Source organism: Kitasatospora sp. NPDC090091 (assembly GCF_044747365.1).
Lineage (GTDB): Bacteria > Actinomycetota > Actinomycetes > Streptomycetales > Streptomycetaceae > Kitasatospora.
This window is the reverse complement of sequence record NZ_JBIVDY010000020.1, coordinates 25,368-48,934: the sequence shown is the minus strand read 5'-3', so window position 1 is coordinate 48,934 and position 23,567 is coordinate 25,368. Positions and strand designations below refer to the sequence as shown.

Sequence of the window (23,567 nt, the reverse complement as noted above, 5' to 3'; positions counted from 1 at the left end):
ACCAAGAAGTCCCTGGCAGGGTGCTGCTCGATGAGTACGTAGATCAACACGAGGCGGTCGCAATCACGCCGGACCCGGCGGGACGCAGCCGCCGCGGAGGCGCGGCCGACTCGCCGGAGGAGGGAACACACCGCTACCGACGCACCCGGGACGCACCCCGACCCGGACTGCCCACCGCGCCGGCCACCACCGCCCGGCCGACCGCACACCGCCGGTCCGCGGGCGGCCCGATCACCGGACACCCGGCCGCGGTCCGCGACGACCACACCACATGCGCCATCACCTGCACCGGCGGACCGGGCAGGAGCCGAGACGAAGAGGAAAGCCGAGTACGCCGTGGACCAGACGAGGTGTGAGGACGGCCCGGTCGCCGTCGTCGGACTGTCCTGCCCGCCGTCCGGACCCGCCGCCGACGCCCGGGGCCACGACGGCCCCGACGGCGGCGCCGCCTTCTTCGGCGTCCCGGCCGAGCGGGCCGCCGGGTTCGGCCCCGCCGACTGGGCCGCGCTGGAACTCGGTTGGGCCGCCCTGGAGGACGCCGGGATCATCCCCGCCGCGCTGCGCGGGAGCCGGGCCGGCGTCTTCCTCGCCGCGTCGGCCGAGGACCGCCTCGCGGAGCGCTTCGCCGCCGTCCTTGACCTGCACGGCCCGCAGGCCGCGGTCGAGCCGTCGGCGCCCGCCGCACGGGCGGCCGTCGCGCTGGCGGCGGCGAGCCTGCGGCGCGGCGAGTGCGACCTCGCCCTCGCCGGCGACGGCGGCACCGTGCTGGCGGTACTCCGGCGGCTGCCGGAGGCACGACGCGACGGGGACCGGATCCTGGGCGTGCTCACCGACGCCGCCCCGGCGTCGGGCGGCGACCCGCTCGGTCTGATCGGCGCCACGGCCGAGGAGGCCGGAGCCGCGGAGGCCCACGCCGGCCGGCCCGCGGAGGCAGAGCCCACCGAGACGCAGCCCACCGAGGCGGCGCCCGCTCGCCCTCGGCCGCTGGTCACCCCGTTCACCCCGCTGGTCCTCTCCGCCCGCAGCGACGCCGCCCTGCGTGCCCGGGCACGGGCGCTCCAGGACCGCCTCGCGGCCGACCCGGAGCTCCGGATCACCGACGTCGGCCACTCCCTGACCGCGACCAGGACGGTGTTCGAGCAGCGCGCCGTCCTGGTCGCCGCCGGCCGCGAGGACGCGATGCGCGGCCTGCAGGCCCTTGCCGACAGTGAGTTCGGCCCGCTGATGGTCCGCGGCACGGCCACCACCGGGGCCGGGACTGCGGGCACCGGGGCCGGAACGGCGGCTACCGCCGCCGGCACGGTCTTCGTCTTCCCCGGCCAGGGCACCCAGTGGGCGGGCATGGCACTCGACCTGCTGGAGTCCTCGGAGGTGTTCCGGGAGCACCTGGAGGCCTGCGCGGACGCGCTCGAACCGTACGTCCCCTGGTCGCTGACCGAGGTGCTGCGCGGAGCGCCGGGTGCCCCGGCCCTGGTCGCCGTGGACGTCGTCCAGCCCGTCCTGTTCGCCGTGATGGTCTCGCTCGCCGCACTCTGGCGCGCCTGCGGCGTGGAGCCGGCCGCCGTGGTCGGCGCCAGCCTCGGCGAGATCGCCGCCGCCCACGTCGCCGGCGCGCTCACCCTGGACGACGCCGCCCTGGTGGTGGCGCGGTGGAGCCAGGCCCAGGCCGGCGCGGCCGGTCAGGGCGACCTGGCCTCCGCCCTGCTGCCGCGCGAGCAGCTGGCGGCGCAGCTCGACCGCCGGACCGTCGACCCGCAGCTCGGCAGCGTGGACATCGCCGGGAGCAACGGCGCGCAGTCCGTGCTGTTCTCCGGCGACCGCGCCGCCGTGGACGCGCTGCTCGCCGAGCTGACGGCCGAGGGCGTCACGGCGAAGAAGCTCGGCAACGGGCTCGCCGCGCACTCCCCCGGACTGCGACTGGACCGCCCGCGCCTGCTCGCCGAGCTCGCCGGCATCCGCCCGCGCACCTCCACCGTCCCGTTCTACTCCTCGCTCACCGGCGGCCTGCTCGACACGGCCGGGCTCGACGGGGCGTACTGGCTGGAGAACATCACCAACGAGATCCGCTTCGAGGACGCCACCCGCGCGCTGCTGGCCGACGGCCACCGGACGTTCCTGGAGGTCGCCCCGCACCCCGGACTGCTCGGAGGCCTCCAGGAGACCCTGGATGACACCGGTCTGGCGGACGACGCCGCCGTGGTCGGCACGCTCCGCCGCGACCAGGGCGGCGCGGACCGGCTGCTGGCCTCGATGGCCGAACTGCACGTCCGCGGCGCGGCGGTGGACTGGTCCGCCGTCTTCGCCGGCTCCGGCGCACAGCGGGTGCCGCTGCCGACCTACCCGTTCCGCGCCGCGCCGCCGACCGTCCGCCGGTCGGAGGCCGACCTGTCGGACGCCGAACAGCGCCGGTGGATCGGCGAGTTGGTGCGCGCCGAGATCGCCGCTCTGCGCGGCCCCGGGGCGGCGGCGGAGGCACACGGAGGCCGGTCCTTCCGGGACCTCGGGTTCGACTCCGCCACGGCGGTCGAGCTGCGCAACCGGCTGGCGGCGGCGACCGGACTGCGGCTGCCGCTGACCCTGCTCTTCGACCAACCGACGCCGGACGCCCTCGGCCGGTACCTGCTCACTGCGCTGTCCGGCGAGCAGGACCCGGCGTCCACGGCACCCACGGCGTTCATCGCGTCCGCCGCGCCGGCCGGCGCGGACGAGCCGATCGCGATCGTCGCGATGGCCTGCCGGTTCCCCGGCGAGGTCCGCAGCCCCGAGGACCTGTGGCAGCTGGTCGCCGACGGCCGGGACGCGATCACGCCGTTCCCCGGCAACCGCGGCTGGGACGTCGAGGCGCTGTACGACCCCGACCCGGACCGGAGCGGCCGCACCTACGCCCGGGAGGGCGGCTTCCTGCACGACGCGGACCGGTTCGACGCCGCCTTCTTCGGGATCAGCCCGCGCGAGGCCCTGGCCATGGACCCGCAGCAGCGACTGCTGCTGGAGACCTCCTGGGAGGCCTTCGAGCGCGCCGGGATCGACCCCTCGTCCGTGCGCGGCAGCCGGACCGGCGTCTACGTCGGCGCCATGACGCAGGACTACGGCGCCCGCATGCACGAGGCGAGCGGCGGCGTCGAGGGCCACGTGCTCACCGGTACGACGGTGAGCGTCCTCTCGGGCCGGCTCTCCTACGTGTACGGGCTGGAGGGCCCGGCGATCACGGTCGACACGGCGTGCTCGTCCTCGCTGGTCGCCCTGCACCTGGCGGCGCAGGCGCTGCGGAACGGCGAGTGCTCGATGGCGCTCGCCGGCGGCGCGGCGGTGATGGCCGCGCCCGGCATGTTCGTCGAGTTCAGCCGCCAGCGCGGGCTCGCACCCGACGGCCGCTGCAAGGCCTTCGCCGCCACCGCCGACGGCACCGCCTGGGCGGAGGGCGTGGGCGTCCTGCTGCTGGAACGACTCTCGGACGCCCGCCGTAACGGGCACCGGGTGCTCGCCGTCGTGCGCGGCTCGGCGATCAACCAGGACGGCGCCAGCAACGGCCTGTCCGCGCCCAACGGACCCTCGCAGCAGCGGGTCGTCCAGGCGGCGCTGGCCGACGCCCGGCTGACGGCGGCGGACGTGGACGCGGTCGAGGCGCACGGGACGGGCACCAAGCTCGGGGACCCGATCGAGGCGCAGGCGCTGCTGGCCACCTACGGGCAGGAGCGCCCGGCCGAACGGCCGCTCTGGCTGGGGTCGTTGAAGTCCAACCTCGGCCACACCCAGGCCGCGGCCGGCGTCGGCGGTGTGATCAAGATGGTCATGGCGATGCGCAACGGCGTGCTGCCGCGGACCCTGCACGTCGACGAACCGACCACGCACGTGGACTGGTCGGCCGGGGCCGTGTCGCTACTCACCGAGGCACAGGAATGGCCGACCGGTGAACGCGCCCGGCGAGCCGCCGTCTCCTCGTTCGGGATCAGCGGGACCAACGCGCACGTCATCCTGGAGGAAGCACCGGAAGGCCGCGAGGTCGAGCTCAACTCGCCTTCGACGGTGGTTCCGTGGGTGCTCTCCGCCCGGGACGAGCGGGCGCTGCGTGAGCAGGCCGGGCGGCTGCGGGCGGCCGTCGAGGCCCACCCCGAGTGGGAACCGGCCGCGGTGGCCGGGGCGTTGGTGTCGGGCCGGTCCGTGTTCGAGCAGCGGGCCGTGGTGGTCGGCGAGGACCGCGCCGAGCTGCTGAGCGGCCTCGCCGCCCTCGCCGACGGCACCGCCGCGCCCGGCATCGTCCAGGGCAGCGGCACCTTCGAACGGCCGGTGTTCGTCTTCCCCGGCCAGGGCTCCCAGTGGATCGGCATGGGCGCCGAACTCCTCGACACCTCCCACGTGTTCGCCGAGTGGATCGCCAAGTGCGAAGCCGCACTCGCCCCGCATGTCGACTGGTCACTCACCGACGTCCTGCGCGGCAACGACGAGCTGACCCGGGTGGACGTCGTGCAGCCGGCGCTGTTCGCCGTCATGGTCTCCCTCGCCGAGCTGTGGCGCTCCCTCGGGATCGAGCCCGCCGCCGTCATCGGCCACTCCCAGGGCGAGATCGCCGCCGCCACCGTGGCGGGTGCGCTCTCCCTGGAGGACGGCGCCCGCGTCGCCGCCCTGCGCAGCCAGGCCATCCTCGCCATCAGCGGACGCGGCGGCATGGCCTCCCTCCCCCTCTCCCACGAAGACGCCACCGAACTCCTCAAGCAGTGGGACGGCCGCCTGACCGTCGCCGCCCACAACGGCCCCACCTCGACCGTCATCGCCGGCGACAGCGACGCACTCGACGAACTCCTCACCCACTGCGAGCAGCAGGAGATCCGGGCCCGGCGCATCGACGTCGACTACGCCTCCCACTCCCCCCACGTCGAAGCCATCCAGACCCAGCTCGCCGAGAAGCTCGCCGGCATCAGCCCGCGCGAAGCCACCGTCCCCTTCTACTCCACGGTCACCGGCAACCTCATCAACACCACGAGCCTCGACGCGGCGTACTGGTACACCAACCTCCGCCAGACCGTCCGCTTCACCGACGCCACCAACGCCGCCCACACCGACGGCCACCACGCCTTCATCGAGGCCAGCCCCCACCCCGTCCTCACCAGCGCGCTCCAGGACACCGCCGACGACACCGAACGGCCGACCGTCATCGTCGGTTCGCTGCGCCGCAACGAGGGCGGTCTCCGCCGGTTGCTCACCTCCCTCGCCGAGGCCCACGTCCACGGCGCCACCGTCACCTGGCCGACGGTCCCCGCCCTCCCGACCGGCCCACTCGACCTGCCCACCTACCCCTTCCAGCGCGAACGCTTCTGGCTGGACGCACCCGCCACCACCGGCGACGTCACGGCCGCCGGCCTCACCCCCGCCGAACACCCCCTGCTCAGCGCCCTGCTCCCCCTCGCCGACGGCGACGAGATCATCCTCACCGGCCAGATCTCCCTCACCACCCACCCCTGGCTCACCGACCACGCCGTCTTCGGCACCCCCCTCCTGCCCGGCACGGCCTTCGTCGAGCTCGCCCTCCAGGCCGGACGCGGACTCGACTGCGGGCACCTCGAAGAGCTCACCCTCGAAGCCCCGCTGACGCTCACCGAGCAGCACGCCACCCGCCTCCAGGTCCGTGTCGGCGCCCCGGACGAGACCGGCCGGCGCTCCCTCACCATCCACTCGGCCCGGGACACTGGCGACTGGACCCGGCACGCCACCGGCGTCCTGGCCGCGGACGGCCCGGAGGTGTCGCCGGCCGCCTGGCAGGCCCCGACGGCGGCGGTCGAGCCGGCCGGCACGCTCTACGACCGGCTGGCCGACGCGGGCTTCGACTACGGCCCGACGTTCCAGGGGCTGCGCGCCCTCGGCCGGCGCGGCGACGACCTGCTCGCCGAGATCGTCCTCCCGCCGGAGCGGCACGGCGACGGCTTCGGTCTGCACCCCGCCCTGCTGGACGCGGCCCTGCACGTCTGCCTGCTGGAGGGTGCGAGCGGCGTCCGCCTGCCGTTTTCCTGGTCCGACGTCACCGTCCACTCCGCCTCTGCCACATCGCTGCGGGTCCGGCTGACGCCGACCGGCCCGGACACCGTCGCGCTGCTGGCGACCGACGAGCTGGACCGCCCGGTCGTCTCGGTCGGTGCGCTGACGCTGCGGCCGGTCACGCCCGAGCAGTTCAGCGCCGCTACCCACGGCCACCGCGACTCGCTCCACCAGGTGGAGTGGGTTCCGGTGCAGGCCACCCCCGCGGCCGCCGACGCACCGATCCTCCTGGGCACCGGACACGCCTCCTCCGCCGGTCACGCCGCGTCCGCCGAGCTCGCGGACCTGCTCACCGCGGTCGCCGCCGGCGCCCCGGTGCCGGAGACGGTCGTGGTGCCGTTCCTGCCCGACGCCGAGCCGACGGCAGCGGCCGTCCACGCGGCGGCCGCCGACGCGCTCGGCCTCGTCCAGGCCTGGCTGGCCGAGGACCGGTTGGCCGCCTCCCGCCTGGTGCTCCTCACCCGCGGCGCCGTGGCGATGGACCCGGCCGACGATGTCGCCGACCTGGTGAACGCCCCGCTCTGGGGCCTGCTCCGGTCCGCCCAGTCGGAGAATCCCGGCCGCTTCGTGCTGGCGGACACCGACGGGCACCCCGACTCCTACCCCGCGCTGGTCCGCTCCCTCGCCTCCGCGGAGCCCCAACTGGCCGTTCGCGCAGGGCGGGTGTCCGCGGCCCGGCTGGCGACCGTCCCGCCGAGCGCGCCGGAGGCCGTGGGCCCGTTCGGCCCGAACGGCACGGTGCTGGTGACCGGCGGGACCGGCCTGCTCGGCGGCCTGTTCGCCCGCCACCTGGTCACCCGGCACGGCGTGCGGCACCTGCTGCTGCTCAGCCGGCACGGGCTCGCCGCCGGCGGAGCGGCCGAACTCCGCGACGAGCTTGCCGCCTTGGGCGCCCAGGTGACGGTCGCGGCCTGCGACGCCGCCGACCGGGACGCGCTCGCCGCCGTCCTGGCCGCGGTGCCCGCCGAGCAGCCGCTGGTCGGCGTGGTGCACACGGCCGGCGTGCTGGACGACGGCGTGATCACCGCGCTGACCCCGGACCGTGTCGCGGCCGTGCTGCGACCGAAGGTCGACGCGGCGTGGCACCTCCACGAGCTGACGCGCGGGAGCGCGCTGCAGGCCTTCGTGATGTTCTCCTCGGCCGCCGGCGTGCTCGGCCAGTCCGGCCAGTCGAGCTACGCGGCCGCCAACGCCTTCCTCGACGCCCTCGCGCAGCGCCGCCGAGCGGCCGGTCTGCCCGCGCAGTCCCTGGCCTGGGGCCTGTGGGCGGAGGCCGGCGGGATGACCCGGCACCTCGCCGAGGCCGACCTCGTGCGGCTGAGCCGCACCGGCCTCGCGGGCATGCCGTCCGAGCAGGGTCTGGCCCTGTTCGATGCCGCCCTGCGGACGGACCGACCGGTACTGGTACCCGCCCGGCTGGACACCGCCGCCCTGCGGGCGCAGGCCGAGGTGCCGCCGCTGCTCCGCGGCCTGATCCGCACCACCAGGCGCCGCGGGGCCGTCACCACCGGGACGACGACGTTCCGCGAGCGGTTCGGCGCGCTGTCGCCGGACCAGCGGTCCCGCGCCGTGCTCGACCTGGTCCGCGCCCATGTGGCGGCCGTCCTCGGCTACGCCTCGCCGGACCGGGTCGAACCCGACCGCGGCTTCCTCGACCTCGGCCTCGACTCGCTCACCGCGCTCGAACTGCGCAACCGGCTCGGCGCGGAGTCCGGCCGCCGGCTGACCGCCACGCTGATCTTCGACCACCCGACCCCGGCGGCCGTCGCCCGCCACCTCGAGGCCGAGGCCTTCCCCGCGGAGGAGACGGCCGCGCAGCCGGACGCCGCCGAGGTCGGCGAGGACGAGTTCCGCCGGGCCCTGGCGGCGATCCCGCTGGACCGCTTCCGGGAGGCCGGACTGGTCCGCACGCTGCTCCAACTCGCCGACTCCGCGGAGGGATCCGTCGCGGTGGACGACGACGAGGAGGAGCACGGGAGCGCGCTCGACACGATGGACCTGGAGAGCCTCGTCCGGGTCGCCCTCGGTGACAACTGACCACCCCGCACCACGTCTCAACGGCCCGGAGTTTCGGAGTTCTCGATGACCACCAGTGAAGAAGTCGTCAAGGCGCTGCGGGCCTCCCTCAAGGAGGCCGAGGCGCTGCGGCAGCAGAACCGCAAGCTGACCGCCGCGGCCTCCGAGCCGATCGCCATCGTCGGCATGGCCTGCCGGTATCCCGGCGGCGTCAAGTCCCCCGAGGACCTCTGGCAGTTGGTCGCCGACGGCGGCGACGCGATCTCCGCCTTCCCGGAGGACCGCGGCTGGGACGTGGAGTCGCTGTTCGACCCCGACCCGGAGGCGGTCGGGAAGACCTACACCCGGGCCGGTGGGTTCCTGCACGAGGCCCCGCTGTTCGACCCGGACTTCTTCGGGATCAGCCCGCGCGAGGCCATGGCCATGCACCCGCAGCAGCGGCTGCTGCTGGAGACCTCCTGGGAGGCCTTCGAGCAGGCCGGCATCGACCCGGCATCGGTGCGCGGCACCCGGACCGGCGTCTTCGCCGGGGTGATGCACCAGGACTACGCCGCACGGCTGCGCCAGGCGCCCGAGGACCTTGAGGGCTACCTGATGACGGGCAGCCTCGGCAGCGTGGTGTCGGGCCGGGTGGCCTACACCCTGGGCCTGGAGGGGCCGGCCGTCACGGTCGACACGGCGTGCTCGTCCTCGCTGGTCGCCCTGCACCTGGCGGCGCAGGCGCTGCGGAACGGCGAGTGCTCGATGGCGCTCGTCGGCGGCGTCACCGTGATGACCGGGCCGGGTGGGTTCGTCGAGTTCAGCCGCCAGCGCGCGCTCTCTCCGGACGGCCGCTGCCGGGCGTTCGCCGCCGCGGCGGACGGGACCGGCTGGGCGGAGGGCGTGGGCGTCCTGCTGGTGGAGCGCCTGTCGGACGCCCGGCGCAACGGGCACCGGGTGCTGGCCGTGGTCCGCGGCTCGGCGATCAACCAGGACGGGAGCAGCAGCGGCTTCTCCGCACCGAACGGTCCGGCCCAACAGCGGGCGATCCGGGACGCGTTGAAGAACGCCCGGCTGACGGCCGCAGAGGTGGACGCGGTCGAGGCGCACGGGACGGGCACCCGGCTCGGGGACCCGATCGAGGCGCAGGCGCTGCTGGCCACCTACGGGCAGGAGCGGCCGGCCGAACGGCCGCTCTGGCTGGGGTCGTTGAAGTCCAACATCGGGCACGCCCAGGCCGCGGCCGGCGTCGGCGGTGTGATCAAGATGGTCATGGCGATGCGCAACGGCGTCCTGCCGCGCACCCTGCACGTCGACGAGCCGACCACGCACGTGGACTGGTCGGCCGGGGCCGTGTCGCTGCTCACCGAGGCGCAGGAGTGGCCGGCCGGTGAACGCGCCCGGCGGGCCGCCGTCTCCTCGTTCGGGATCAGCGGGACGAACGCCCATGTGATCCTGGAGGAGGCGCCGGAGGAGCCGCAGAAGGACGCGGCCGAGTCCGACTCGCCCTCTTTGGTGGTGCCGTGGGTGCTCTCCGCGCGGGACGAGCGCGCCCTGCGCGCCCAGGCCGGACAGCTCGCCACGTACCTCCAGGACCACCCCGACAGCGACCTGCGCGCCGTCGGCCACACCCTGCTCACCGGCCGCGCCGCCCTCGACCACCGCGCCGTCGCCCTCGGCCAGAACCGCAACGAACTCCACGCCGCCCTGACCGCGCTGGCGGACGGCACCGCCCCGACCGGACACGGCACCCACGAACGGCCGGTCTTCGTCTTCCCCGGCCAGGGCTCCCAGTGGATCGGCATGGGCGCCGAACTCCTCGACACCTCCCACGTGTTCGCCGAGTGGATCGCCAAGTGCGAAGCCGCACTCGCCCCGCATGTCGACTGGTCACTCACCGACGTCCTGCGCGGCAACGACGAGCTGACCCGGGCGGACGTCGTGCAGCCGGCGCTCTTCGCCGTCATGGTCTCCCTCGCCGAGCTGTGGCGCTCCCTCGGAATCGAGCCCGCCGCCGTCATCGGCCACTCCCAGGGCGAAATCGCCGCCGCCACCGTCGCCGGCGCCCTCACCCTGGAGGACGGCGCCCGCGTCGCCGCCCTGCGCAGCCAGGCCATCCTCGCCATCAGCGGCCACGGCGGCATGGCCTCCCTCCCCCTCTCCCACGAGGACGCCACCGAACTCCTCAAGCAGTGGAACGGGCGACTCACCGTCGCCGCCCACAACGGCCCCACCTCGACCGTCATCGCCGGCGACAGCGACGCACTCGACGAACTCCTCACCCACTGCGAGCAGCAGGACATCCGGGCCCGGCGCATCGACGTCGACTACGCCTCCCACTCCCCCCACGTCGAAGCCATCCAGACCCAACTCGCCGAGAACCTCGCCGGCATCAGCCCGCGCGAAGCCACCGTCCCCTTCTACTCCACGGTCACCGGCAACCTCATCAACACCACGAAGCTCGACGCGGCGTACTGGTACACCAACCTCCGCCAGACCGTCCGCTTCACCGACGCCACCAACGCCGCCCACACCGACGGCCACACCACCTACATCGAAACCAGCCCCCACCCCGTCCTCACCCCCGCCATCGAAGAAACCCTCGACACCACAACAGCCATCGTCACCGGCACCCTCCGCCGCAACGAAGGCACCTGGACCCGCCTCCTCACCTCCGCCACCCACCTCCACAACCACGGCCACCCCCTCAACTGGACCCCCCTCCTCCACCCAAACCCCCACCCCGACCTCCCCACCTACCCCTTCCAGCACCAGCACCTGTGGATCGAGGACGCCGCCCCCGCCAGTTCGGGCCCTGCCGAGGCCACCGCGGTGGACGCGGGCTTCTGGGAGGCCGTCGCGGAGCAGGACGTCGCCGCCCTGGCCGCGACACTGGAGGTCGAGGACGAGGAGCAGCGCCGGTCGCTGACCACCCTGCTGCCCGCTCTCTCCTCCTGGCACCGGCAGAGCCTCGACCGTTCCGCGGTGGACGACTGGCGGTACCGGATCGCCTGGAAGCCGGTCGCCGGGCACACCGCGTCCGCGCTCACCGGCACCTGGCTGGTCGTCGTGCCGGCCGGTCACTCCGAGGCCGCATGGGTCACCGAGGCCACCCGGGTTCTCGGCGTGCGCGGAGCGCGGACCGTTCTGCTGGAGGTCACCGACGAGGACGCGGACCGCGAGGTCCTGGCTGCGCAGCTGCGCGGACTGCTCGCCGACGACGCGTCCGACCACGCCGGCGTGCTGTCGTTCCTCGGCCTGGACGACCGCCGGTGCCCCGGGAAGCGGACCGTGACGGTCGGCCTCGCGCTGACGCTGACGCTCGTCCAGGCGCTGGCCGACCTCGGGGTCCGGGCGCCGCTGTGGTGCGCCACCCACGGCGCCGTGTCCGCCGCCCCGTCCGATGCCCCGGCCGATCAGGTGCAGGCCCAGCTGTGGGGCCTCGGCCGGGTCGTCGCGCTGGAGCAGTCGCAGCTCTGGGGCGGTCTGGTGGACCTGCCCGAGCAGCCCGACGAGCGCTCGCTCGGCGGGCTGGTCCGGGTGCTGGCGGCGGGGTCCGACGAGGACCAGATCGCGGTGCGCCCGGCCGGGCTGTTCGCCCGCCGGATGGTCCACGCGCCGCTCGGGGACGCCAGGCCGGTCCGGCGGTGGCGCCCGCGTGGCACGGTGCTGGTCACCGGCGGTACGGGGAGCCTCGGCCCCCGGCTCGCGCGCTGGCTGGCCGACAACGGCGCCGAGCACCTGGTCCTGGCCAGCCGCTCCGGCCCGAACGCGCCGGGCGCGACGGACCTGGCGGCCGAGCTGACGGCGCAGGGCGTGGCCGTCACCCTGGCCGCGTGCGACATTGCGGACCGCGAGGCGGTGTCCGGCCTGCTCGACGGGCTGCGGGCGGACGGCCACACGGTGCGGGCGGTCGTGCACACGGCGGCGTTCATCGAGCTGACGTCCGTGGCCGACACCGGGCTGGAGAGCCTGGACCAGGTGCTGGCCGCCAAGGTGGACGGTGCCCGGCACCTCGCCGACCTGCTCGACCCGGAGGCGCTGGACGCCTTCGTGCTCTTCTCGTCGATCGCCGGTTTCTGGGGCAGCGGGGACCACGCCGCGTACGCGGCCGCCAACGCGGCGCTGGACGCGCTGGCCGAACAGGGCCGTGCGGACGGTCTGCCGATGGTGTCGGTGGCCTGGGGCGTCTGGGAGGACGCCGTCAACACCTGGAAGAACCTCGGCGACCTGGACGTCGAGCGGACCCGGCAGCGCGTGCGCGGGCAGGGCCTCCCGCTGATGCGTCCCGAGGCGGCGATCGCCGCCCTCCAGCAGGCGCTCGACCACGACGACACCTTCGTCGCGGTGGCCGAGATCGACTGGGACCGCTTCGTCCCCCTGTTCACCGCGCTGCGCCCGAGTCCGCTGCTGGCCGAACTCCCCGAGGCACGAGCCGTGTTGGCGTCCTCCGCCGAGGCGGAGGCCAATACGTCGGAATCCGGCTCCGAACTGCGCCGCTCCCTGGCCGACCTGTCCGAGCCGGAGCAGCTCCGGGTGCTCGTGGACCTGGTCACCACCCACGCCGTCGCCGTGCTGGGGCGGCGCGACCCGGAAGCCGTCCGTCCCGAACGAGCCTTCAAGGAGCTCGGTTTCGAGTCCCTGACCGCGGTCGAGCTGCGCAACCGGCTGGCGACCGCGACGGGCCTGCGCCTGCCGGCGACGCTGGTCTTCGACTACCCGACCCCGGCCGCGATCGCCGGCCAACTGCGCCGCGAGGTACTTGAGTTGGGTGCCGCCGAGGAGACGGTTCCCGCCGGTCCGACCGGGTCGGCCGGCGCCGCGGACGACGAGGCGATCGCGATCGTCGGCATGGCCTGCCGGTTCCCGGGCGGCGTCACGACCCCCGAGGCGCTCTGGCAGCTGCTCGTCACGGACGGCGACGTGGTCTCCGGCCTGCCCACCGACCGCGGTTGGGACCTGGACGCGGTCTCCGGCCAGCAGGGCGGGTTCCTCCAGGACGTCGACCGGTTCGACCCCGCGTTCTTCGGGATCAGCCCGCGCGAGGCCCTGGCCATGGACCCGCAGCAGCGCCTGCTGCTGGAGACCTCCTGGGAGGCCTTCGAGCGAGCCGGCATCGACCTCACCACGCTGCGCGGCAGCCGGACCGGCGCCTTCGTCGGCGCGATGCAGCACGGCTACGGCGTCAGCTCGGCCGAGGCGCCGGCCGCCATCGAGGACTACGTCATCACCGGCAGCGTCACCAGCGTCATCTCGGGCCGACTGGCCTACGCCTTCGGCCTGGAGGGCCCGGCGATCACCGTCGACACGGCGTGCTCGTCCTCGCTCGTCGCCCTGCACCTGGCCGGCCGGGCCCTGCGCAACGGCGAGTGCTCGATGGCGATCGCGGGCGGCGCGGTCGTGATGCCGACCCCGGACTCCTTCATCGGCTTCAGCCGGATGGGCGCGCTCTCCCAGAGCGGCCGCTGCAAGGCGTTCGCCGACTCCGCCGACGGCTTCGGCCTCGCCGAGGGCGCCGGGGTGGTGCTGTTGGAGCGTCTGTCCGACGCGCAGCGCAACGGACACCCCGTCCTCGCGGTGGTGCGCGGCTCGGCGATCAACCAGGACGGCGCCAGCAACGGACTCGCCGCACCGAACGGTCCCTCGCAGCAGCGGGTGATCCGTGCGGCGCTGGCCGACGCGCGGCTGACCGCCGCGGACGTGGACGCCGTCGAGGCGCACGGGACGGGTACCCGGCTCGGGGACCCGATCGAGGCGCAGGCCCTGTTGGCCACCTACGGCCAGGACCGTGTGTCCGGGCAGCCGCTCTGGCTCGGCTCGGTGAAGTCCAACATCGGCCACACCCAGGCCGCGGCGGGCGTCGCCGGGGTCATCAAGATGGTGCTCGCGCTCCGGCACGGCGTGCTGCCGCGCACCCTCCACGTCGACGAGCCGACCACGCACGTGGACTGGGCGTCCGGCGCGGTCTCGGTGCTCACCGACGCGCAGGAGTGGCCGCAGGCGGACGGGCGTCCGCGCCGGGCGGGCGTGTCGGCCTTCGGGATCAGCGGGACGAACGCGCATGTGATCCTGGAGGAGGCGCCGGAGGAGCCGCAGAAGGACGCGGCCGAGGTCAACTCGCCCTCTTTGGTGGTGCCGTGGGTGCTCTCCGCGCGGGACGAGCGCGCCCTGCGCGCCCAGGCCGGACAGCTCGCCACGTTCCTCCAGGACCACCCCGACAGCGACCTGCGCGCCGTCGGCCACACCCTGCTCACCGGCCGCGCCGCCCTCGACCACCGCGCCGTCGCCCTCGGCCAGAACCGCGACGAACTCCTCGCCGCCCTGACCGCGCTGGCGGACGGCACCGCCCCGACCGGACACGGCACCCACGAACGGCCGGTCTTCGTCTTCCCCGGCCAGGGCTCCCAGTGGATCGGCATGGGCGCCGAACTCCTCGACACCTCCCACGTGTTCGCCGAGTGGATCGCCAAGTGCGAAGCCGCACTCGCCCCGCATGTCGACTGGTCACTCACCGACGTCCTGCGCGGCAACGACGACCTCACCCGCGTCGACGTCATCCAGCCCGCACTGTTCGCCGTCATGGTCTCCCTCGCCGAGCTCTGGCGCTCCCTCGGAATCGAGCCCGCCGCCGTCATCGGCCACTCCCAGGGCGAAATCGCCGCCGCCACCGTCGCCGGCGCCCTCACCCTGGAGGACGGCGCCCGCGTCGCCGCCCTGCGCAGCCGGGCCATCCTCGCCATCAGCGGCCACGGCGGCATGGCCTCCCTCCCGCTGGCTCAGCAGGACGCCGCCGAGCTGCTCACCCGCTGGGACGGGCGACTCACCGTCGCCGCCCACAACGGCCCCACCTCGACCGTCATCGCCGGCGACAGCGACGCCCTCGACGAACTCCTCACCCACTGCGAACAGCAGGACATCCGCGCCCGCCGCATCGACGTCGACTACGCCTCCCACTCCCCCCACGTCGAAGCCATCCAGACCCAACTCGCCGAGAACCTCGCCGGCATCAGCCCGCGCGAAGCCACCGTCCCCTTCTACTCCACGGTCACCGGCGGCCTCATCAACACCAGTCGGCTGGACGCGGCGTACTGGTACACCAACCTCCGCCAGACCGTCCGCTTCACCGACGCCACCCACGCCGCCCACACCGACGGCCACACCACCTACATCGAAACCAGCCCCCACCCCGTCCTCACCCCCGCCATCGAAGAAACCCTCGACACCACAACAGCCATCGTCACCGGCACCCTCCGCCGCAACGAAGGCACCTGGACCCGCCTCCTCACCTCCGCCACCCACCTCCACAACCACGGCCACCCCCTCAACTGGACCCCCCTCCTCCACCCCAACCCCCACCCCGACCTCCCCACCTACCCCTTCCAGCGCGAACGCTTCTGGCTCACCCCGCCCGCAGCGGCCAACCCGCGCACCGCCGGGCTCGACTCCGGTGAGCACCCGATGCTCGCCGCCGCCGTCCCGCTGCCCGAGGACGAGGGCGTGATCCTCACCGGCCGGCTCTCCGTCGCCACCCACCCGTGGCTGGCCGACCACGCCGTCCGGGGCACCGTCCTCGCCTCGGGCACCTCACTCGTCGAGCTCGCCCTGCACGCCGGCCGCCGGCTCGGCTGCGACCGTCTGGAAGAGCTGACCCTCCAGGTGCCCTTCGTCCTGCCCGAGCAGCAGGCGGTCCGGGTCCAGGTGCGCGTCGGCGCCTCGGACGGCGCCGGCCGTCGGCCCCTCACCATCCACTCCGCCCCCGACACCGCCGAGGCCACCACCGTCTGGACCTGCCACGCGATCGGCACCGCCGCCCCGGCCGGGCCCGCCGCCGGGTGGGCCACCGGTGCCGTCTGGCCGCCGGCCGGCGCCGAGCCGGTCGCCCTCGACGGCCTCTACGAGCGGCTGGCGGAGGACGGACTCGGGTACGGGCCGGCGTTCCAAGGGCTGCGCGCCGCCTGGCGCCTCGGCGAGGAGGTCTACGGCGAGGTCCGGCTGCCACAGGAGCAGTTCGCCGACGCCGGCCGGTTCGGTCTTCACCCCGCGCTGCTGGACGCGGCCCTGCACACCACGCTGGTCGACGGCGCGGAGCGGGTGCGGCTGCCGTTCGCCTGGACCGGCGTCGCCCTGCACGCCACCGGCGCCACCGCGCTGCGGGTCCGGCTGACGCCGACCGGGCCGGACGAGATGTCGCTGGTGGTGGCCGACCAGACCGGCCTGCCGGTGGCCACGGTCGAGTCGCTCGTCGTCCGGCCGCTCTCCCAGGCGCAGCTCGGCTCGGCCGTCCAGCGCGCCGCCGCCGACTCGCTCTTCGAGCTGGCCTGGACCGAGCTGCCCGGCCGCCCGGCCGCCCGTGCCGTCCGCTCCACCGTGCTCGGTGCCCCCGACGCGCTCACGGGCATGGCAGGAGCGGCCTACCCCGACCTCGCCGCGCTCGCCGACGCGGTCGGCGCCGGGGCGCCGGTGCCCGAGGCCGTCGTGGTCCCGTGGATGCCGGAGCCCGACGCGGACACCGTGTCGGCGGACGCCGCCCGGCAGGCGGTGGAGCGCGCGCTGTCGCTGCTGCAGGCCTGGACGGCCGACGAGCGGTTCGCCGCCTCCCGCCTGGTGCTGGTGACCCGCGGGGCCGTCGACGCCGACGACCCGGCCGGCTCGCCGGACCTGGCCGCGGCCGCCGTGTGGGGCGCGGTGCGTTCTGCGCAGGCCGAGCACCCGGATCGGCTGGTGCTGGTGGACCTCGACTGCACCGTGGCCGAGGCTTCGGCCACGCTACCGTTGCTGCTGGACGGCGCCGAGCCGCAGTACGCGGTCCGGGCCGGCCGGGTGTTCGTGCCGCGGCTGGCGCGGCTGCGCCCCGCCGACGGCCCGTCCGTCGCCCCCGCGCCGGACCCGGAGGGCACGGTGCTGATCACCGGCGGGACGGGGACGCTGGGCGCGCTGGTCGCCCGGCACCTGGTCGAGGCGCACGGCGTCCGGCACCTGGTACTGCTCAGCCGCCAGGGCCGCCAGGCCCGCGGGGCCGACGAACTCGTCCGCTCGCTGGCCGAGTCGGGCGCCGAGGTGACGGTCGCCGCGTGCGACGCCGCCGACCGGGAGGCCCTGGCCGCGGTGCTCGCGGCCGTCCCCGTCGAGCACCCGCTGACCGGGGTGGTGCACGCGGCCGGGGTGCTGGACGACGGCACGCTCGCCGCGATCACGCCCGAGCGGCTGGCCGCCGTCCTGCGGCCGAAGGCGGACGCCGCGTGGAACCTGCACGAGCTGACCCGGGACGCGAAGCCGGCGCTGTTCGTGCTGTTCTCGGCGGCGGGCGGGCTGCTGGGCAACGCCGGCCAGGCCAACTACGCCGCCGCCAACGCCTACTTGGACGCCCTGGCTGCGCATCGCCGGGCGCTGGGTCTGCCCGGGGTGTCGATGGCGTGGGGGCTGTGGTCCGCGGTCAGTGCGATGACCGGCGGCCTGAGCGAGGCGGACCGGGCGCGGATGAAGCGCTCCGGTGTGCTGCCGATGTCCACCTCGGAGGGTCTGGCGCTGTTCGACGCGGCGCTCGCCCAGGAGCGGCCGCTGGTACTGCCGGTCCGGCTGGACCTGCCCGCGCTGCGCGGCGGCGAGCCGGCGGGGCGGTCCCCGCTGCTGCGCGCCCTGCTCGGCTCGGCGCCCCGGCGCGCGGCGCAGGCCGACGCGCCGTCCGGGGCCGGTGCCGGGCTGTCGCTCGCCGGCCTGTCGCCCGCCGAACAGTCGCACGCCCTGATCGAGTTGGTGCGGGCCCAGGTGGCCGCGGTGCTCGGCCACGCCTCGCCGCAGGAGGTCGGCAGCGGGCGCGGCTTCCTGGAGTCCGGGTTCGACTCGCTGCGGGCGGTCGAGCTGCGGAACCGGCTGAACGCGGCCACCGGCCTGCGGCTGCCGGCGACGCTGGTCTTCGACCACCCGACGCCGGTCGCCGTCGCCGAGCACCTCGGCGAGCTGCTGGGGCAGCTGTCGCGGCCGGCCGAGGAGCCGGAGCTGCTGGACCTCGACAGCCTGGAGGCCGGTCTGCGCGACCTCGCCGCCGGCGATCCGCGGCGCGAGCGGCTCGCCGCCCGGCTGCGCGGGCTGGTGGCCCAGCTGGACGCGAGCGGCGCCGGCAGCGCCGCCGGACCGGCCGAACCCGCCGACGACGAGGACGAGTTCGGTGACGCGACGCTCGACGAGCTCCTCGACATCGTCGACGGCGAACTGCGGAACTCGTGAACCTGCCCACCCGGCCCCGTCGTCGGAGCCCGCGTTGAACAGAGAGGCGCACAGCGCAATGACGAGCGACGAGAAGGTCCTCGACACCCTCAAGCGGCTGACCATCGACCTGCGCCGGACGCGCCGGCGGCTGCAGGAGGTCGAGGAGGGGGCGCGCGAGCCGATCGCGATCGTCGGCATGGCGTGCCGCTACCCCGGCGGGGTCACCTCCCCCGAGGACCTCTGGCGGCTGGTGGCCGAGGAGCGGGACGTGATCTCCCCGTTCCCGGCCGACCGCGGCTGGGGCGAGGGCCTCTACGACCCGGACCCGGCCCGGCACGGCTCGGTCTACGTCCGCGAGGGCGGATTCCTCTACGACGCCGCCGAGTTCGACCCGGCATTCTTCGGCATGAGCGCCCGGGAGGCGCTGGCCACCGACCCGCAGCAGCGGCTGCTGCTGGAGACCTCCTGGGAGGCCTTCGAGCGGGCCGGGATCGACCCGGCGACGGTGCGCGGCACCCGGACCGGCGTCTTCGCCGGGGTGATCTACCAGGACTACGCCTCGCGGCTGCGCCGGGTGCCGGGCGAGTTCGAGGGCTACGTCGGCAACGGCAGCACCGGCAGCGTCGCCTCCGGCCGGGTCGCGTACACCTTCGGCCTGGAGGGCCCGGCCGTCACGCTGGACACGGCGTGCTCGTCCTCGCTGGTCGCGCTGCACCAGGCCGCGCAGGCGCTGCGGAACGGCGACTGCACGCTGGCGCTGGCCGGCGGGGTGACCGTGATGGCCTCGCCGATGGCGCTGGTCGAGTTCAGCCGGCAGCGCGGACTGGCCACCGACGCGCGGTGCAAGGCCTTCGCGGCCGGGGCCGACGGGACGGGCCTCGGCGAGGGCGTCGGGATGCTGCTGCTGGAGCGGCTCTCGGACGCCCGGCGCAACGGGCGCCGGGTGCTCGCGGTGATCCGGGGCAGCGCGGTCAACCAGGACGGCGCCAGCAGCGGGCTGACGGCGCCGAGCGGGCCCGCCCAGCAGCGGGTGATCCGGCAGGCGCTGGAGCACGCCGGGCTGGCCGCGCACGAGGTGGACGCGGTGGAGGCGCACGGCACCGGGACGACGCTCGGCGACCCGATCGAGGCGCAGGCCCTGCTGGCCACCTACGGCCGGGACCGGTCCGGCGGGGAGCCGCTCCACCTCGGCTCGGTGAAGTCCAACATCGGCCACGCCCAGGCGGCGGCGGGTGTGGCCGGCGTGATCAAGACGGTGATGGCGATCCGGCAGGGCGTGTTGCCGCGCACGCTCCACTTCGACGCGCCCAATCCGCACGTGGACTGGTCGGCGGGCGCGGTGGCGCCGTTGACCGGGGCCCGGGAGTGGCCGGCCACCGGGCGGCCGCGCCGGGCCGGTGTGTCGTCCTTCGGGGTCAGCGGGACCAACGCGCACCTCATCCTGGAGGAGGCCGCCGAGGAGGCCGCCACCGAGGAGGCCGCCGCCGGCCTCCCGCCGGAGGAGGCCGGACCGCGGCCCGCCGCCGGGGCGTCCGTGCCGTGGGCGCTCTCCGGCCGGACCGGGGCCGCGCTGCGCGCGCAGGCCGCCCGGCTGCTGGACCACCTGGCCGCGCATCCCGAGCAGACCGCGGCCGAGGTCGGTGCGGCGCTGGCGCGCCACCGGGCGGCCTTCGAGCACCGGGCCGTGCTGCTGGGCGCCGACCTCGGCGAGCTGCGGGCGGGCCTGGCGGCGCTGGCCGCGGGCGAGTCCCGGCCCGGTCTGGTCACGGGCGTCGCCCGGGACGACGGCCCGGTGGTGTTCGTGCTGCCGGACTCGCCGCTGGAGCGTTCCGACCGGGTGGTGCGGCTGCTGGACACCACACCGCTGTTCGCCGCGCGGCTCGCCGAGTGCGACGCCGCGCTGCGCGAGGCTGCCGGCTGGTCCGCGACCGACGTGCTGCGCGGTGCGGCGGGCGCGCCCGATCCGGCGCGCCCCGAGGTCGGCCGGGCGGTGGCGTGGGCGGTGCTGGTGGCCCTCGCCGGGCTCTGGGCGGAGCACGGCGTGGACCCGGCCGCCGTGGTGGCTCCGGGCGTCGGCACGGTCGCCGGCGCCTGCGTCGCGGGGGCGCTGTCCCTGGTGGACGGTGCGCGCGCGGCAGTGTCCGGCGAGGCGGGCGCCCTCACGGAGAGCCGGATTCCGCTGCTCACCGATGCCCTGGACGCCTCGCTGCGAACGCTGCTGGAGCGCGGCCACAACCGCTTCGTCGTCCTGGGGTGGGAGAGCCCCGCCGGTACCGACCGGGCCGAACGGATCACCGCCGCCGTCGGGCCGGACGTCCAGGTGGTCGCCGCCGCCGACGGATTCCTCCCCGCGCTGGCCGACCTGCACGTCCACGGCGCGGCGGTCCGCTTGGCGGCGGCGTTCCCGGTCGCCGGGCTCCGCCCGGTGGACCTGCCGACCTACGCCTTCCAGCGCCGCCGGTACTGGCTGGAGGACGGACCGGCCGACCCCGACGTGGCCGCCGCCGGTCTCACGGCCGCCGGCCACCCCCTTCTCCGGGCCCTGGTCGAACTGCCGGCCGACGGCGGGCTGCTGTTCACCGGCCGGCTCTCCCCGCGCGAGCTGCCCTGGCTCGCCGACCACACCGTGCAGGGCCGGGTGCTGCTGCCCGGCACCGCCGTGGTCGAGCTGGTCCGCGAGGCCGGCGCGCAGACGGGCTGCCCGCATCTGGGCGAGCTGACCCTGCACGCCCCGCTGGAGCTGCCCGCTCCCGAGGCCGCCACGGAGGCCGGTGCCCGGATCCGGCTGACCGTCGGCGCCCCGGACGGCTCCGGCCACCGCGCCGTGGAGCTGTCCTCGCACCCGGCCGCTCCCGAGCACGCCGTCTGGACCCGGCACGCCACCGGCACGCTGACGCCCGAGGCCCCGAGCGTCTCCTCCGACCTGGTGGTCTGGCCGCCGGCCGGCGCCGAGCCGGTCGGCCTGGACGGCTGCTACGAGCGCTTCGCCGGCCTCGGCATCGAGTACGGCCCGGCCTTCCGCGGGCTGCGCGCGCTCTGGCGGCGCGGCGAGGAGGTGTTCGCCGAGGTGGCGCTGGCGGAGGCGGACCGGGGCGACGCCGGCCGCTACGGCCTCCACCCGGCGCTGCTGGACGCCGCCCTGCAGGCCTACGCGGCCGGGGCGGAGCAGGCGGACGGGCCGACCCCGGTGCCGTTCGCCTGGCACGGCGTCTCGGTCCGGGCGGCCGGTGCCACGGCCCTGCGGGTGCGGCTCGCCCCGGCCGGCCCGGACGCGGTGACCGTCGAGGCCGCCGACCCGGCGGGCGTGCCGGTGGCCACGGTGGCGAGCCTGCGTTCGCGCCGGCTGCCCGCGGCCACCGCCGGTTCCGGCGCCCTGTGGCGCGTCCGCTGGACGCCGGTGCCGCCGGCCCCGCAGTCCGCCGCCGTGCGGACGGCGGTGGTGGGCGCCGGGCTGCCGGACGCCTCGCCGGAGCGCCACCCCGACCTCGCCGCGCTGGCCGCCGCCGGCACCCCCGTGCCGGACGTGGTCCTCGTCCCGCTCGCTCCGACCGGCGGCGACGTGCCGACCGCCGTCCACACCGCCACGGCGGAGGCGCTCCGGCTGGTGCGGTCCTGGCTGGCCGAGCCGCGGTTCGCCGCCGCGCGGCTGGTCGTGGTGACGACCGGCGCCCAGTCCACCGGAGCCGGCGATCCCGCCCCCGACCTCGCGGCGGCGGCCGTCTGGGGACTGCTCCGGTCGGCCCAGTCCGAACACCCCCGGCGCTTCGGCCTGCTGGACCTCGACGGGGCGACGCCCACCGCGGCCGACCTGGCCGGGGCACTCGCCTCCGACGAGCCCCAACTGGCGCTCCGCGGCTCCGGCCTGCTGGCGCCGCGGCTGGTGGAGGCCGAGCCGGCCACCGGCGGCGGCACCGCCTTCGCCCCGGACGGCACCGTCCTGGTCACCGGCGGCACCGGCACCCTGGGCGGCCTGCTCGCCCGGCACCTGGTCGAGCGCGGCACCCGGCACCTCCTCCTGGCGAGCCGCCGGGGCGAGCAGACGCCGAGCGTGGCCGAGCTGGTGGCGGAACTGACCGAGCGGGGGGCCGAGGTCACCGTCGCCGCCTGCGACACCGCCGACCGGGAGGCCCTCGCCGCCCTGCTGCGGTCGATTCCCGCGGCCCGCCCGCTGCGGGCGGTCGTGCACGCGGCCGGCGTGGCCGACGACGGCCTGCTGGCCGCGCTCACGCCCGAGCGGCTCGCCGCCGTCCTGCAGCCGAAGGTCGACGCGGCCTGGCACCTGCACGAGCTGACCCTCGACGCCGGGCTCGACGCCTTCGTGCTGTTCTCCTCCGCCTCGGGCACCTTCGGCACCGCAGGACAGGCCAACTACGCGGCCGCCAACGCCTTCCTCGACGCGCTCGCCCAGCGGCGCCACGCCGAGGGCCTGCCCGGCCTCTCGCTGGCCTGGGGGCTGTGGGCGGAGCGCAGCAAGCTGACGGAAGGTCTGGATCCGCTCAGCATGGGCCGGTTGGCCAGGGACGGTGTGGGCGCGCTTTCGACCTCGGAGGCTCTTGATCTCTTCGACACCGCCCGTATCATGATCAATGAGTCGGTGCTCGTCCCCGTTCGGCTGGACCTCGCAGTACTGCGGGGCCGGTCCGACCAGGGACAAGTTCCCTCGTTGCTGCGGGAGTCGGCCACGGCGCCGGTCCCCACGGCGGCGGCGTCGGCGCCCGTGCCGGGGCCGGACCAGGAGCAGGAGCAGGACGGGACGACCGGCTTCGCGCAGCGCCTGCGGGCGATGCCGGAGCAGGACCGCCGGCGTGCCCTGCTCGACCTGGTGCGCACCCACGCGGCGATCGTGCTGGCCGAGTCCACGCCCGAGTCCATCGACCCGGGCCAGGGCTTCGTCGACCTGGGCTTCGACTCGCTCGCCAACCTCGAACTCCAGGAGCGGCTGCAGGACGCCACCGGCCTCCAGCTGCCCAGCACCCTGGTGTTCGACTACCCCACCGCGGAGGTGCTGGCCGACCACCTCTGCGCCGAGTTCGACACCGGAGAGACCACGGCGGTGGGCCCGGCGCTCGCCGAACTCGACCGACTGGAGCAGTTCCTGACGCCCTACACCGACGACGACCAGGCCCGGACGGCGATCACCCACCGGCTGAAGGACCTCCTCGCCCGCTGGGGCGACGACGGCCGGGACAGCACCGGCCGGCCCGACCTCGCCTCGGCCACCGACGACGAACTCTTCGACGTACTCGACCAGTTGCGCGCCCGCTGAGGGCGACGGAAGAACCAGGTCGAACCCGCACCGGCTATAGGAGCAGGCTCAAGTGGCACATGAAGACAAG

The 23,567-nt window shown here is 75.6% G+C and carries 2 protein-coding genes and 1 pseudogene; all 3 read left to right on the top strand.

Annotation, left to right across the window (positions count from 1 at the left end; all coding sequences use genetic code 11):
- Positions 1–336 precede the first annotated feature (336 nt).
- On the top strand, positions 337–8,067 hold the full coding sequence (locus ACIPSC_RS29760; protein ID WP_400829807.1) for an SDR family NAD(P)-dependent oxidoreductase: 7,731 nt from the start codon (positions 337–339) through the stop codon (positions 8,065–8,067).
- Positions 8,068–8,142: 75 nt separating this feature from the next.
- Positions 8,143–18,249 carry a type I polyketide synthase gene (locus ACIPSC_RS29755; protein ID WP_400830045.1) on the top strand — a complete coding sequence of 3,369 codons (10,107 nt, stop codon included), beginning with the start codon at positions 8,143–8,145 and terminating at the stop codon, positions 18,247–18,249.
- 64 nt (positions 18,250–18,313) lie between these two features.
- Positions 18,314–23,497 (top strand): annotated as a pseudogene (locus ACIPSC_RS29750) (SDR family NAD(P)-dependent oxidoreductase); the annotation flags it as partial.
- Positions 23,498–23,567: the final 70 nt, after the last annotated feature.